The following is a 12,346-nucleotide window of genomic DNA, read 5'->3' as shown; positions in this document are numbered from 1 at the left end:
CGTTTCCCCTCTTTCTGCCCCCGGGATCTACACCCGTCACGGCGACCACCATGCAAGAAATCTCCATCAAGCGCGCGAACGCCGCGCACGACGGCGCGGCCGACGCGCCCATGACCGCAGGCAGCGGCTCCCCCCGCAAGCTGTACATCCGCACTTTCGGGTGCCAGATGAACGAGTACGACTCCGACAAGATGGCCGACGTGCTGCGCGGCGACCAGGGGCTGGAGCTGACCGACGACCCGGAAGAAGCCGACGTCATCCTGTTCAACACCTGTTCGGTGCGCGAAAAGGCGCAGGAGAAAGTGTTCTCCGACCTGGGCCGCGTGCAGCACCTGAAGAAGATCAACCCGGATCTGGTGATCGGCGTGGGCGGCTGCGTGGCCAGCCAGGAAGGCGAGGCCATCGTCAAGCGCGCGCCCTACGTGGATGTGGTGTTCGGTCCGCAGACGCTGCACCGCCTGCCCGAGCTGATCCAGCGCCGCCGCGCCGAGGGCCGCTCGCAGGTGGACATCAGCTTCCCGGAGATCGAGAAGTTCGACAACATGCCGCCGCCGCGCGTCGAGGGCGCCACGGCCTTCGTGTCCATCATGGAAGGCTGCAGCAAGTACTGCAGCTTCTGTGTGGTGCCCTACACCCGCGGCGAGGAAGTCTCGCGTCCCTTCGAGGACGTGCTGGTCGAGGTGGCCGACCTGGCCGACCAGGGCGTCAAGGAAGTGACGCTGCTGGGCCAGAACGTCAACGCCTACCGCGGGCGCATGGCCGACAGCGGCGAAATCGCCGACTTCGCCATGCTGCTGGAATACGTGCACGAGATTCCCGGCATCGAACGAATCCGCTACACCACCTCGCACCCCAAGGAAATGACCCAGCGCATGGTGGACGCCTACGCCCGCCTGCCCAAGCTGGTGTCGTTCCTGCACCTGCCGGTGCAGGCCGGCAGCGACCGCGTGCTGGCCGCGATGAAGCGCGGCTACACCACGCTGGAGTTCAAGTCCGTGGTGCGCCGGCTGCGCGCCGCCCGTCCGAACCTGACGCTGTCCTCGGACTTCATCGTCGGCTTCCCGGGCGAGACCGAGGAAGACTTCGAAAAGACCATGAAGCTGATCGAGGACGTCGGTTTCGACACCTCGTTCTCGTTCGTGTATTCGCGCCGTCCGGGCACGCCCGCGGCCGACCTGCACGACGACACCCCGCAGGACGTCAAGCTGCGCCGCCTGCAGCGCCTGCAGGCGCTGATCAACCAGCAGGCCGCCGAAATCGCCCGCAACATGATCGGCACCCGCCAGCGCCTGCTGGTCGAGGGCCCGTCGCGGCGCGACCCCAACGAACTGATGGGCCGCACCGAGAACAACCGCATCGTCAACTTCGCCGCTCCCGCGCGGCTCATCGGACAAATGGTCGACGTCATCATCACCGAAGCGCACACCAATTCGCTGCGCGCGCGGGTGGCCGACGTGGACCGCGATTCCCCAGAGGCCGAATGACCACACCCCGCTCCCGCGCCCGTCGCAGCATGCCCGCCGTCGTCGTCCTGGACGGCGACAACACCCATCTGGCCAACCTCTGCGGCCCGCTGGACGAAAACCTGCGGCAGCTGGCCGACGGCATGAACGTCAAGCTGTCGCGCCGCGGCAGCCGCGTCACGATAGAGGGCGAACTGGCCGAGCTGGCCGCCCGCGTCCTGCGCCGCTTCCATGAACAGGCCGTGCACCGCGCGCTGTCGGTCGACGACATCCAGCTGGGGCTGGTCGAGATCGGCGTCGGCCGCCAGGAAGCGCAGCTGAAGGAAGAGCAGGCCCAGGCGCTGGACCCGCTGCCGCCGCTGGACGACGAAAGCGACGGCATCGCGCTGCGCACCAAGCGCAGCGACCTGCGTCCGCGCACGCCGCGCCAGCGCGACTACCTCAACAACATCCTCAAGCACGACATCACCTTCGGCGTCGGCCCGGCCGGCACCGGCAAGACCTGGCTGGCGGTGGCCTGCGCCATCGACGCGATGGAGCGCGACACCGTGCAGCGCCTGGTGCTGACGCGCCCGGCGGTCGAGGCCGGCGAGCGCCTGGGCTTTCTGCCCGGCGACCTGGCGCAGAAGGTCGATCCGTACCTGCGGCCGCTGTATGACGCGCTCTACGACCTGATGGGCTTCGAGAAGGTGCAGCGCCTGTTCGAAAAGCAGACCATCGAAATCGCGCCGCTGGCCTATATGCGCGGACGCACGCTGAACCACGCCTTCGTCATCCTGGACGAGGCGCAGAACACCACGCCGGAACAGATGAAGATGTTCCTGACCCGCATCGGTTTCGGCAGCAAGGCCGTCATCACCGGCGATCCGTCCCAGGTGGACCTGCCGCGCGGCCAGGACAGCGGCCTGGCGCACGCGGTCAAGGTGCTGCACGACGTGCAGGGCATCGCCACCACCCGCTTCACCAGCCGGGACGTGGTGCGCCATCCGCTGGTCGCGCGCATCGTCGACGCCTACGACCGCGCCGCGGAAAGCGAGGAGTGACCCGTGCACAGTGATCCCGCGAAGCCCGGACTGTCGCTGTCGGTGCAGTACGGCGTGCAGGAAGACCGGCTGCCGCGCTGGCGCCTGCGCCGCTGGGCCGAACGCGCGCTGGCCGGCGCGGCCGGCGACGGCCTGGTGGAATTCTCGGCCGCCGAGCTCAGCCTGCGCCTGGTCGGCGCGGCCGAGGGCCGGCGCCTGAACCGCGATTTCCGCGGGCGCGACTACGCCACCAACGTGCTCACCTTCGAATACGGCGTGGACCCGCTGGGCGTGGCCCGCGGCGACATCGTCATGTGCGTGCCGGTGCTGGTGCGCGAGGCCCGCGAACAGCGCAAGCAGCTGCTGGACCACGCCGCCCACCTGACCGTCCACGGCGTGCTGCACGCGCTGGGCTACGACCACATCAAGGCCCGCGAGGCCAAGCGCATGGAAGCGCTGGAAACCGCCACGCTGGCCGCCATGGGCATCGCAGACCCCTACCTTGAGTCCTGAAAACGGCCCCTCGGGACAACCCTGAGAAATTGCCGAAAAATGGCGTGCAGCAAGGCGCAGATGGCGGGGGTTCCGCGCATTTCGGACCACCGCGTTACAAATTGGAAGCCAGTTTCGGTTATGCTGGCCGTTCCGCAACCTGTCCTCCCGGACGATGTCTGACCCTTACCCTGCTCCTGAAGCGACGCCTGCTCGCTCTACCAAACCCGCCACCAAATCCCTTCTAGACCGCCTGCTTTCCCTCGTGCGCCGCGAGCCCGAGGACCGCGAAGGCATCAAGGCCGTCCTGGAAGCCGCGCACGAGCGTGAACTGCTCGATGCCGAGTCCTACAAAATGATCAAGGGCGCGCTGGCCGTGTCCGAAGGCACCGTCGGCGACATCATGGTCCCGCGCTCGCGCATGGACCTGCTCGACGTCACCCAGCCCCTCGCCCATCTGGTCGCCTCGGTCATCGAGACCGCGCACTCGCGCTTTCCCGTCTACGAAGGCGACCGCGACAACATCATCGGCATCCTGCTGGCCAAGGACCTGCTGCGCTGCATGCTGGAACCCGGCATCGAAGTGCGCACGCTGGTGCGCCCGGCCGTGTTCATTCCGGAATCCAAGCGCCTGAACGTGCTGCTGCACGAGTTCCGCGCCAGCCGCAACCACCAGGCCATCGTCATCGACGAGCACGGCGGCATCTCCGGCCTGGTCACGATGGAAGACGTGCTGGAACAGATCGTCGGCGACATCGAAGACGAATTCGACGAAACCGAGGAAGACTCCATCTTCCCTGAAGGCGAGAACCAGTGGCGCGTCCTGGCCGCCACCGATATCTCGCATTTCAACGAAGTATTTGGCTGCCAGCTGCCCGACGACGAGTACGACAGCGTCGGCGGCTGGATGGGCGGCCAGCTCGGCCGCATCCCGCGCCGCGGCGACACCGCCGAATTCGACGGCCTGCGCCTCGAAGTGGCGCGCGGCGACGCGCGCCGCGCCATCTGGCTGCGCGTCAAGCGCAACGCTCCCCCCTCAGCCTCCCTGCCCTCTACCGACGCATGACGAGTCCCACGCGCGGCCGCATCCTGCGCGGCGCCGCCGGCCTGCTATTGGCCGGCGCCGTGCACGCCCTGACTTTCTCGCCCGGCCCCCTGCCCGACTGGGCGCTGGCCGGCACCCAGATCCTGATGCTGGCCATCGCCGCGCGCGTGACGCTGTACGCGCCCTCGGCCCGCCAGGCCTGGGGCCGCGGCTGGCTGTTCGGCTTCGGCACTTACGCGCTGGGGCTGTACTGGATCTTCATCAGCCTGCACCGCTACGGCGACCTGTCGGCGCCGCTGTCGGTGGCGGCGGTGCTGGCGCTGTCGGCTTTCCTGGCGCTGTTTCCGGCCACCGCCGGCGCGCTGGCGCGCCGCTACGCGCCGCTGGCGCCGGACGCCGCGCCCGCGCGCATCCTGTCGGCGACCCTGGCCTGGGCCGCGATGTGGGCGGCGTTCGAATGGCTGCGCGCCGTGCTGCTGACGGGCTTTCCGTGGCTGAACATCGGCTACGCCCAGGTCGACGGCCCCATCGCCGGCTGGGCGCCGCTGCTGGGCGTGCACGGCATGGCGTTCATTTCCGCCTTCGCCGCCGCCGCGCTCGCCAGCCTGTGGCAGCCCTCGAAAAAATCGCGGCAGGGCTCGCGCCACGCGCTGGCCGCCGGCATCGCGCTGGCGCTGGCCGCGGCCGGCTGGCCGCTGTCGCGCATCGACTGGTCGGCGCCCGCGGGCGAGCCGCTCAACGTGCGACTGGTCCAGGGCAATATCGAGCAATCGCAGAAATTCGACCCGGCGCTGCTGGAACAAAGCCTGGTGCGCCACCTGGACCTGGCGGCCATGCCGCCGGCGCCCGGCGTGCCCGATCCGCAACTGGTCATCCTGCCGGAGACCGTGCTGCCCGTTTTCCAGGACCAGCTCGATCCGCGCGTCTGGGACGCCTGGCGCGGCGTGGCCGCGCAGCGCAATACCGTCATCGCCATGGGCGTGCCGCTGCACGACCGCGTGGACGGGCGCGACCGCTACACCAACAGCGTCATGGGCTTCGACGGCAATACGCCGGTGGAGCACCTGGTGGCCGGCGCCACCGCGATGCGCTACGACAAGCGCCATCTGGTGCCCTGGGGCGAATACGTGCCGCCGGGCTTTCACTGGTTCGTCGACATGCTGAACATTCCGCTGGGCGACTTCGACCGCGGCGCGCGGCGCCAGGCGCCGTTCGCCGTGGGCGGCCAGCACATCGCGTTCAACATCTGCTACGAAGACCTGTTCGGCCCCGACCTGCTGCCCGCGCTGCAGCCCGGCCCCAACGGCGAACCGGGCGCCACCATCCTGGTGAACGTCAGCAACCTGGGCTGGTTCGGCGACACCTGGGCGCTGCGCCAGCACCTGCAGATCGGCCGCCTGCGCACCATCGAAACGGCGCGGCCCATGCTGACCTCGACCAATACCGGCATCACCGCCGCCATCGACGCCAAGGGCCGCGTGGCGGCGCAGCTTGCGCCGCTGCAGGCCGGCGTGCTGCCGGTGTCCGTGCAGGGCATGACGGGCCTGACGCCCTACGCCCGCTTCGGCGACAAGACCGCGCTGGCCCTGATCGGGCTGGCGCTGATCGCGGCCGTGGGCAGCGGCCGCAAGAGCCGCCGCGCGTAAACGTACGCGCGCTCAGGCGAACAGATAATCCGGCAGCGCGCCGTTCTCTTCGGGCGGGCGCAGCGGGCCGAAGCCCGCGCCGCTGCGCTCGATCGCCTCGGCGATGGCGTCCATGTCCTCGCTGTCCAGTTCCAGCTCCGCGGCGCCCAGCAGCCCGTCCACCTGCGCCGCGCTGCGCGCGCCCACGATGGCCCCGGTCACGCCCGGCCAGGCCAGCGTCCAGCCCGCCGCCACCGCGGCGACGGTCGCGCCGTGGCGCTCGGCGACCGGCTTGAAGGCCTCGGCCAGCGCCAGGTTGCGCTCGATGTTGGGCGTGGCGAATTCCGCGTTGCGCGCGCGCCAGTCGTCGGCCGGCAGCGCGCGGGCGCGCTCCAGGCTGAAGCGCCCGGTCAGCAGGCCGGACTGCATCGGGCTGTAGACGATGACGCCGGTGCCGTTGCGCGCGCACCAGGGAATCAGGTCGCCGCCGGCGCCGCGCTGGATGGCCGAGAACGGCGGCTGCAGCGTGTCCACGTGGCCCAGCGCCTCGGCGTGCTGCAGTTGCGCGAGATTGTGGTTCGACAGTCCCACCGCCCGCACCTTGCCCTCGCGCTTGAGGTCCAGCAGCTCCTGCCAGTACGCCTCCAGCGGCGTGCCGTCGCCCGCCGGCCAGTGCATCTGGTAGAGGTCGATGCGCTCCACCCCCAGGCGGCGCAGCGAGTCCTCCAGTTCGCGCCGGATGCTGGCCGGCGCGCCGGTGCGCCGCGGCATGGCCTGCGGCTGCTCGGCGGACCAGGTCAGGCCGCACTTGGTGAATACGTACGGCCGTTCCGCTGCCGGCATCTGCGCCAGCGCGCGGCGCACGATTTCTTCGGAATGGCCCAGGCCGTACACCGCCGCGGTGTCGATCCAGTTGATGCCGCGCTCCACGGCCCTGCGGATCGCGGCGATGGAATCGGCATCGTCCTGCGGGCCCCAGCCCACCGCCCAGCCGTTGCCGCCGATGGCCCAGGCGCCCAGGCCGATGCGGGTGATCGCCATGCCGGTGCTGCCCAGCGGGCGCGTGGGAAAAGAAGTCCTGCTCATCGCGTTCCGTCCTGATCGATGCCGTCGGCCAAGTGTGGCAAAACGGCAAAATTTTCGCTATTGCGATGATATTCCCGCAAGCCCTTGATTTTCCTGGACTTGGCTTGAAAAAGACTTTCCCGGGCTGCCCAACAAATACGCAACCGTCACTCGACGGTCCGCCGCCGCCCCCACTTTTTCACAACTTTTTTGTTTTTTGCCGCAAACCGACTTGCACGCAAAATTTAGTTCGTGCATAATCTCGTTTCTTCGCCAACGGCACTAAACAAAACCGGTGACGAGCAGAAAAGTGAAGCAAACGCAACACTTGAAAGCCAGTCGGAATTGATTAGAAAACGGGGGTATAGCTCAGCTGGGAGAGCGCTTGCATGGCATGCAAGAGGTCAGCGGTTCGATCCCGCTTACCTCCACCAGTCCAAAGCGAAGAAAGCAGTCCAAGTCCCCTTCGTCTAGAGGCCTAGGACATCACCCTTTCACGGTGAGTACAGGGGTTCGAATCCCCTAGGGGACGCCAGTTCGCTGGTAGTAAATGCAGTACCTAGATGCAGTTGAAGTGATCTAGTTTGAGTAAGCCGCTGCGGAGCGGTAGTTCAGTTGGTTAGAATACCGGCCTGTCACGCCGGGGGTCGCGGGTTCGAGTCCCGTCCGCTCCGCCAAAAGCTCCTTGAACGGGATCTTTCAAAAGCTCCGTATTCGGGGCTTTTTGCTTTTTAGGGTGTAAGGCCTGGTTGCCGGCAGTCTGTGGCAACAAGGTAACCTGGGGGGTATAGCTCAGCTGGGAGAGCGCTTGCATGGCATGCAAGAGGTCAGCGGTTCGATCCCGCTTACCTCCACCAGTAAGTAGTACGGTAGTAATATCGCAGCAGTTCGTGCGATACGCAGTCCAAGTCCCCTTCGTCTAGAGGCCTAGGACATCACCCTTTCACGGTGAGTACAGGGGTTCGAATCCCCTAGGGGACGCCAGTTCGCTGGCCCTATTTTGCAGTACCGCTGCCTTGACACCGCAGCGATGAAAGTCGTCAAGCACACCGCTGCGGAGCGGTAGTTCAGTTGGTTAGAATACCGGCCTGTCACGCCGGGGGTCGCGGGTTCGAGTCCCGTCCGCTCCGCCAAAGAATTCAAGGGCTTACAGCGCTTTCGTTGTAAGCCCTTTTTCGTTTCCCACGTCCGTGTCCTAACCGTGTCCTAAAAATCTTCGGCTCCCGATATGTTGCAAAAACGCCATCCGAGCCGATCTGCACCTCGTGCGCGCAGGCCGAGGCGGATTCGTCGCGCGCAGCCAAGCTCACATCCAGCTCGTCGCTCTGCACCAGTACGGCCGGACCAGCACCCTGCTGGGTTAGCTAACGGGAAACCGCCCTATGCACTTCAACGTATTGTCGAAGCGGCGTAGGACTCTGACATAGGCCATCGAGAGTGTAGGATCGGAGTCGGGATCAGGCCGTGTCGGCACCGGCAACTTGCAGCGCCCTACGCTCGAACCGCTCCACAACAGAATTGGCTGGCTGGTGGAGGCGCTGCAGATGGGTCACGACCTCATAGGGACCATCCGAAAGAAGTCGCATCGCGATTCCCCAACCGTCGGCGCGCTGGATGCGCGACTGAGCGGAAACACCAACACCATGGCCTGCTGCAACCCACAGCGCCAACAACTCGAACGAAGTCACGTACTGGATGTGCTGCTGGTCCTCCGGCACCAAGGAAGATAGCCGCTGATCCAGCAAGGGGCAGATCTCCGCTGGCCAGCGATACACGGGGTAGTCACGCAGTTCGGCGATCGTGAGCTTCGCCTGGCTCGGCAAATGAAACTGCGGTGGCACGGCAATGGCCATGCTCTCGCGCCACAAAGGCTGACTGCTCAGGGAAGGGATGCTCACGTCTTGAAGTGACATCCCCGCGTCATAGCGGCCCTCGCGAAGTCCGGCGACCAGCTCGTCGCTTGTGACCTCAAAAAACCTGATGGCAGTGTCCGGCTCTTCTACGCGCTGCAGGGCAAGAAGCGTTGAGAGGCGGGAGGACGTCACACCAGGCGCTATGGCGAGCTTGAAAGACCTGCTGGTAGCGTTACGCATAAGAGCCCTCACGAAGCTATATGGCTGTCGTTTTCCGCTGAAAGCCGGAATGGCAACGTGCGCAAACCCGCGCCAATCCTGGCTTTCGCTGATCTCCCAATTTCCGTTAAATCCCGGAATGGAGTCGAAATTTCCGTTAAAGCTGAACTGGCGGCGCGGCCAACCGGATGGCATGTCAAGGCGCATGACAGCACCTGCCACACCTCCACCAAGCGCCCAACACCTTCTCCTCAAAGCAAAAAATCTGGCGCAGAGCACTTCTTGCATCACTAGCACCTCGTCCTCCATTCCAGGATTTAACGGACGATTCCGCCTTCAACGAGAAGATTCCGGTCTTTAACGGAAAACAACAATGGCCCAAAAGGAAGCCCAATATGATAGCGCAATGAGTTAAATTTACCGTGGTTAAATTTCCCCGGCTGACCCACGCTTCTGTTAATGCAGAAGCGTACCGCTCAACAAGGCCGACCTCCCGGCACCACCTCACATGAACCCAAAGTTGCCATAGCCTTCGGGAAGTCGGTGCGCGCTGCACGCACGGAGCGAGAAATAGGTCAGGAACAACTTGCCGATCTGGCGGGAATCGACCGTTCACATCTGGGCAAGATTGAACGTGGGGGCCATATGCCCACATTGGCCCTGATACTGCGCATTGCCAGGGCGCTCAAAATGAAGGCTGCTGAACTGATAGCAGCAACGGAGAACAACTTAGACTCCGACGCCGACTCTTGAAATTTCGCCGACTACGGAGGGCTCTGTCAGCCGCTCATTTGATCGCGTAGGCGGTCGACAAATCGCGTCAAAGAAGCTGATCGACTGTCGCTTTCTGGCCACAATAAGTATGTGTTGATCACCGCAGACTCGGCTGCCAAAGGTCGGACAACAACATCCGTTCGTTGAGAGCCGGCCATCCTGTTTGCCGCTGTCAGTCCAATGCCGTAGCCTGCACCGACCAAGGTGAGCATCATTTCCAGCGAAGACACCTGATCAACGACATTAGGCTCGCGCTCTAGTTGGCGCAAGAGGCGAGCAAGCTCAAGACAATATCCCTCGCATACCTGCGGATCGCAAAGTACCAGGGGATGGCTTCCGAGCTCATGGAGGGGAACCTCCTTGTGGACAAGCAGTTGATGGCGGGCAGGAACGACAACGACCAACGGGTCCTGCCAGATTGGCTCTGCGACAATGCCATCACTGACCTCCGCCGTGTGGGCGAAGCCGATCATGAAGTCACCTGATCTCAATCCACGTAGCTGCTCGGCCAGAGGCACCTCGGAAAGCCGGATCTCGACCTCCGGCTCCTCAGCACGGCAACGAGCCAGAAATGCCGATAACCGGGAATCGATCGCACCGTCCGAAATTGCAATTCGCAGTCTCCCACGCATGCCAGCCGCAACAGCCCGGGCGTTTTCACGAGCCTGCTCCAGGATAGTGAACAACTTGCGAATATCCAGCAAATAGGCGGCACCCGCCGGGGTCAGTTCAGTACGTCGACGGTTTCGGTCGAAGAGGATTAGACCTAATTCGTCCTCAAGCTCCTTGATGGTACGAGACAAAGGTGACTGTTCAATGTGCAGGCGTTCGGCTGCTCTTGTGAAATGCAGCTCCTCGGCCAAGACGACAAAGCAGCGTAGGTGACGAAGTTCCATAGCACTTTCCCCAGTCTCGTCCGGGCCAAGGCAGCTGCAATCGCGTCACGGCCTGCGGCTACATCAGGGCTTGTCGTGAGATGACATGGATGCGCCTGGTCCAAGACAACTATATCGTTGGCGCAAGCATTTTCATATCAATGATAATACACATGTTCATATATTTCAATAAAGTAAGGCGTGGCAGGTCTGCGTGTCAGAACGACTTGACCGTACTTTTGACCTCTTTTCATATCCCCCCTGGGGGGATATTATAAGAAGATGGAAAAAACTCAAAAGCATGCAAGCCATCCCGAATTGGTCAAGCGGCTGAAACGCGCTGAAGGCCATCTTCGGCACGTTATCGGCATGATTGAAGATGAAAAGCCATGCCTAGACATCGCCCGCCAGCTTGCTGCGGTGGAAAGCGCGGTAACAGCGGCAAAACGCACGCTGATCCATGATCACATCGATCACTGCCTTGATCATGACGCGAAAGCCGTCTCGGCTGAAATGAAAGCGCTTGCCAAACTCCTCTGAGATCGGCCAATGCTTAACGTCCTGCAGAACCGCACCTATCGCCACCTGTTTGCCGCACAGGTGATCGCGCTTCTCGGCACTGGGTTGATGACTGTGGCGCTTGGCCTCCTTGCCTACGATCTAGCGGAGGCGGATGCGGGAGCCGTTCTAGGCACGGCGTTGGCGATCAAGATGATTGCTTATGTTGGCGTGGCGCCTGTCGCACAAGCATTTGCCGACCGAGTGCCACGTCGTTCGTTGCTGGTGGCGCTGGATCTCGTGCGGGCGGCGGTTGCACTCTGCCTGCCCTTTGTCAGCGAAATATGGCAAATCTATTTGCTGATCTTCGTACTGCAAGCGGCTTCGGCCAGCTTCACGCCAGCCTTTCAAGCGACAATCCCGGACATCCTGCCCGATGAAGAGGACTACACGAAGGCGTTGTCCCTCTCCCGGCTGGCCTATGACCTTGAGAACCTGGTTTCTCCAATGTTGGCGGCACTGCTGTTGGTCGTCATGAGCTTTCATAATCTGTTTGCAGGGACTGTGGTCGGGTTCCTTGTTTCAGCGGCGCTTGTGGTCAGTGTGGTGCTTCCGGCAACTGTTCCCGGCCCGCGCCGAGGCATGTGGGAGCGCACGACACGAGGTCTTCGCATCTACCTTGCCACGCCGCGCTTGCGGGGCCTGCTGGCAATCAGCCTTGCTGTGTCAGCAGCGGGCGCCATGGTCATCGTAAACACCGTCGTCATCGTGAAGGCCGGCTTGGGTTTGGGCGAGGCCGAGGTGGCATGGGCCCTGGCAGCGTTTGGCGGCGGCTCGATGATTGCCGCGTTTACGTTGCCTCGCCTGCTGGAAAAGGTTCCTGATCGGCCTGTCATGATCGCGGGAGCGGCGATTCTGGTCCTTGGCACAGCCATCGGGGCGGTGATTCCGACCTATGCCGTACTGCTACCGCTCTGGCTGGTGGTCGGCTTCGGTTACAGCGCGGCCCAAACACCTTCAGGCCGCCTTCTGCGTCGCTCGGCCCATGCCGAGGATCGGCCCGCGATTTTCGCCGCGCAGTTTGCGCTGTCACACGCATGCTGGCTCATCTGCTACCCGTTGGCAGGCCGATTTGGTGCGGCTTTTGGATTGCAATCAACCTTCATTGTCATGTCGCTGGTCGGTCTCGTTGGTGTGGTGTTGGCGCTACGACTTTGGCCTGCGGGTGATCCCTCCAATGTCACGCATGACCACCCGGACCTTCCTCCAGAACACCCTCATTTACGCGAACATGCAGGCCAAGATAAACATCGCCATCATTTGATCGTCGATGATCTGCACCGGCACTGGCCGCAGGGATAAGGTCGCCATGACATTGACACGATCGCTGGCTTCCCTATAATTTTCATTTCAAT

At 63.8% G+C, this 12,346-nt stretch carries 11 protein-coding genes and 6 tRNA genes; 14 read left to right on the top strand and 3 right to left on the bottom strand.

What is annotated here, in order from left to right; genetic code table 11:
• Positions 1–50: 50 nt before the first annotated feature.
• The 5 genes from miaB to lnt all read left to right on the top strand — a co-directional run bounded on the left by miaB (position 51) and on the right by lnt (position 5,668).
• The gene (gene miaB / locus AC1IQ6_RS06200; protein ID WP_102773712.1) at positions 51–1,484 is read left to right on the top strand and encodes a tRNA (N6-isopentenyl adenosine(37)-C2)-methylthiotransferase MiaB; all 1,434 of its coding nucleotides are present in this window, start codon (positions 51–53) and stop codon (positions 1,482–1,484) included.
• Positions 1,481–2,506, top strand: a complete 1,026-nt coding sequence (locus tag AC1IQ6_RS06195; protein WP_102773713.1) for a PhoH family protein — start codon at positions 1,481–1,483, stop codon at positions 2,504–2,506. The genes miaB and AC1IQ6_RS06195 overlap by 4 nt, the downstream gene beginning before the upstream one ends.
• A gap of 3 nt (positions 2,507–2,509) precedes the next feature.
• Entirely contained in the window at positions 2,510–2,998 is a 489-nt protein-coding gene (ybeY, locus tag AC1IQ6_RS06190) for an rRNA maturation RNase YbeY (RefSeq protein ID WP_168202167.1), read from the top strand.
• 154 nt (positions 2,999–3,152) lie between these two features.
• Complete coding sequence (locus AC1IQ6_RS06185; RefSeq protein ID WP_102773714.1) at positions 3,153–4,043, top strand: CorC family transporter; 891 nt, start codon at positions 3,153–3,155, stop codon at positions 4,041–4,043.
• On the top strand, positions 4,040–5,668 hold the full coding sequence (lnt, locus tag AC1IQ6_RS06180) for an apolipoprotein N-acyltransferase (protein ID WP_209167042.1): 1,629 nt from the start codon (positions 4,040–4,042) through the stop codon (positions 5,666–5,668). Before AC1IQ6_RS06185 ends, lnt begins: the two co-directional genes overlap by 4 nt.
• A 12-nt stretch (positions 5,669–5,680) precedes the next feature.
• On the opposite strand, the gene AC1IQ6_RS06175 is transcribed toward lnt, so the two are convergent.
• Positions 5,681–6,688 carry an aldo/keto reductase gene (locus tag AC1IQ6_RS06175; protein ID WP_168202206.1) on the bottom strand — a complete coding sequence of 336 codons (1,008 nt, stop codon included), beginning with the start codon at positions 6,686–6,688 and terminating at the stop codon, positions 5,681–5,683.
• Positions 6,689–7,070: 382 nt separating this feature from the next.
• Here AC1IQ6_RS06175 and AC1IQ6_RS06170 point away from each other — a divergent pair.
• The 6 genes from AC1IQ6_RS06170 to AC1IQ6_RS06145 all read left to right on the top strand — a co-directional run bounded on the left by AC1IQ6_RS06170 (position 7,071) and on the right by AC1IQ6_RS06145 (position 7,845).
• A tRNA-Ala gene (locus tag AC1IQ6_RS06170) sits at positions 7,071–7,146 on the top strand.
• A 25-nt stretch (positions 7,147–7,171) separates the two neighbouring features.
• Positions 7,172–7,247: transfer RNA gene (locus AC1IQ6_RS06165), tRNA-Glu, on the top strand.
• 65 nt (positions 7,248–7,312) lie between these two features.
• Positions 7,313–7,389: transfer RNA gene (locus tag AC1IQ6_RS06160), tRNA-Asp, on the top strand.
• A gap of 104 nt (positions 7,390–7,493) precedes the next feature.
• Positions 7,494–7,569: transfer RNA gene (locus tag AC1IQ6_RS06155), tRNA-Ala, on the top strand.
• A gap of 51 nt (positions 7,570–7,620) precedes the next feature.
• Positions 7,621–7,696: transfer RNA gene (locus AC1IQ6_RS06150), tRNA-Glu, on the top strand.
• A 72-nt stretch (positions 7,697–7,768) separates the two neighbouring features.
• Positions 7,769–7,845, top strand: a tRNA-Asp gene (locus AC1IQ6_RS06145).
• A 324-nt stretch (positions 7,846–8,169) separates the two neighbouring features.
• Here AC1IQ6_RS06145 and AC1IQ6_RS06140 read toward each other — a convergent pair.
• A complete protein-coding gene (locus tag AC1IQ6_RS06140; protein ID WP_429653436.1) occupies positions 8,170–9,072 on the bottom strand; it encodes a LysR family substrate-binding domain-containing protein in 903 nt (300 codons plus the stop codon).
• 171 nt (positions 9,073–9,243) lie between these two features.
• Here AC1IQ6_RS06140 and AC1IQ6_RS06135 point away from each other — a divergent pair, with 171 nt between their 5' ends.
• Complete coding sequence (locus AC1IQ6_RS06135) at positions 9,244–9,537, top strand: helix-turn-helix domain-containing protein (RefSeq protein ID WP_232885976.1); 294 nt, start codon at positions 9,244–9,246, stop codon at positions 9,535–9,537.
• A gap of 26 nt (positions 9,538–9,563) precedes the next feature.
• Here AC1IQ6_RS06135 and AC1IQ6_RS06130 read toward each other — a convergent pair whose 3' ends face one another.
• Complete coding sequence (locus AC1IQ6_RS06130) at positions 9,564–10,454, bottom strand: LysR family transcriptional regulator (protein WP_232885978.1); 891 nt, start codon at positions 10,452–10,454, stop codon at positions 9,564–9,566.
• 261 nt (positions 10,455–10,715) lie between these two features.
• Here AC1IQ6_RS06130 and AC1IQ6_RS06125 point away from each other — a divergent pair, with 261 nt between their 5' ends.
• Positions 10,716–10,973, top strand: a complete 258-nt coding sequence (locus AC1IQ6_RS06125) for a metal-sensing transcriptional repressor (RefSeq protein ID WP_232885980.1) — start codon at positions 10,716–10,718, stop codon at positions 10,971–10,973.
• 9 nt (positions 10,974–10,982) lie between these two features.
• Positions 10,983–12,293: an MFS transporter gene (locus AC1IQ6_RS06120; RefSeq protein WP_232885982.1), complete on the top strand. Its 1,311-nt coding sequence runs from the start codon at positions 10,983–10,985 to the stop codon at positions 12,291–12,293.
• The last annotated feature ends 53 nt before the right edge of the window (positions 12,294–12,346 follow it).

It is taken from the genome of Achromobacter sp. MUI-25009338 (assembly GCF_057359325.1).
This window is presented reverse-complemented; position numbering and strand designations above follow the sequence as displayed.

Bases quoted from the DNA above. Each gene is read 5' to 3' on its own strand.
- AC1IQ6_RS06175 (WP_168202206.1), bottom strand. From the start codon at position 6,688: ATGGCGATCACCCGCATCGGCCTGGGCGCCTGGGCCATCGGCGGCAAC.
- AC1IQ6_RS06120 (WP_232885982.1), top strand. From the start codon at position 10,983: ATGCTTAACGTCCTGCAGAACCGCACCTATCGCCACCTGTTTGCCGCA.
- AC1IQ6_RS06135 (WP_232885976.1), top strand. From the start codon at position 9,244: ATGCAGAAGCGTACCGCTCAACAAGGCCGACCTCCCGGCACCACCTCA.
- AC1IQ6_RS06140 (WP_429653436.1), bottom strand. From the start codon at position 9,072: ATGCAAGAAGTGCTCTGCGCCAGATTTTTTGCTTTGAGGAGAAGGTGT.
- AC1IQ6_RS06185 (WP_102773714.1), top strand. From the start codon at position 3,153: ATGTCTGACCCTTACCCTGCTCCTGAAGCGACGCCTGCTCGCTCTACC.
- AC1IQ6_RS06195 (WP_102773713.1), top strand. From the start codon at position 1,481: ATGACCACACCCCGCTCCCGCGCCCGTCGCAGCATGCCCGCCGTCGTC.
- AC1IQ6_RS06125 (WP_232885980.1), top strand. From the start codon at position 10,716: ATGGAAAAAACTCAAAAGCATGCAAGCCATCCCGAATTGGTCAAGCGG.
- lnt (WP_209167042.1), top strand. From the start codon at position 4,040: ATGACGAGTCCCACGCGCGGCCGCATCCTGCGCGGCGCCGCCGGCCTG.
- miaB (WP_102773712.1), top strand. From the start codon at position 51: ATGCAAGAAATCTCCATCAAGCGCGCGAACGCCGCGCACGACGGCGCG.
- AC1IQ6_RS06130 (WP_232885978.1), bottom strand. From the start codon at position 10,454: ATGGAACTTCGTCACCTACGCTGCTTTGTCGTCTTGGCCGAGGAGCTG.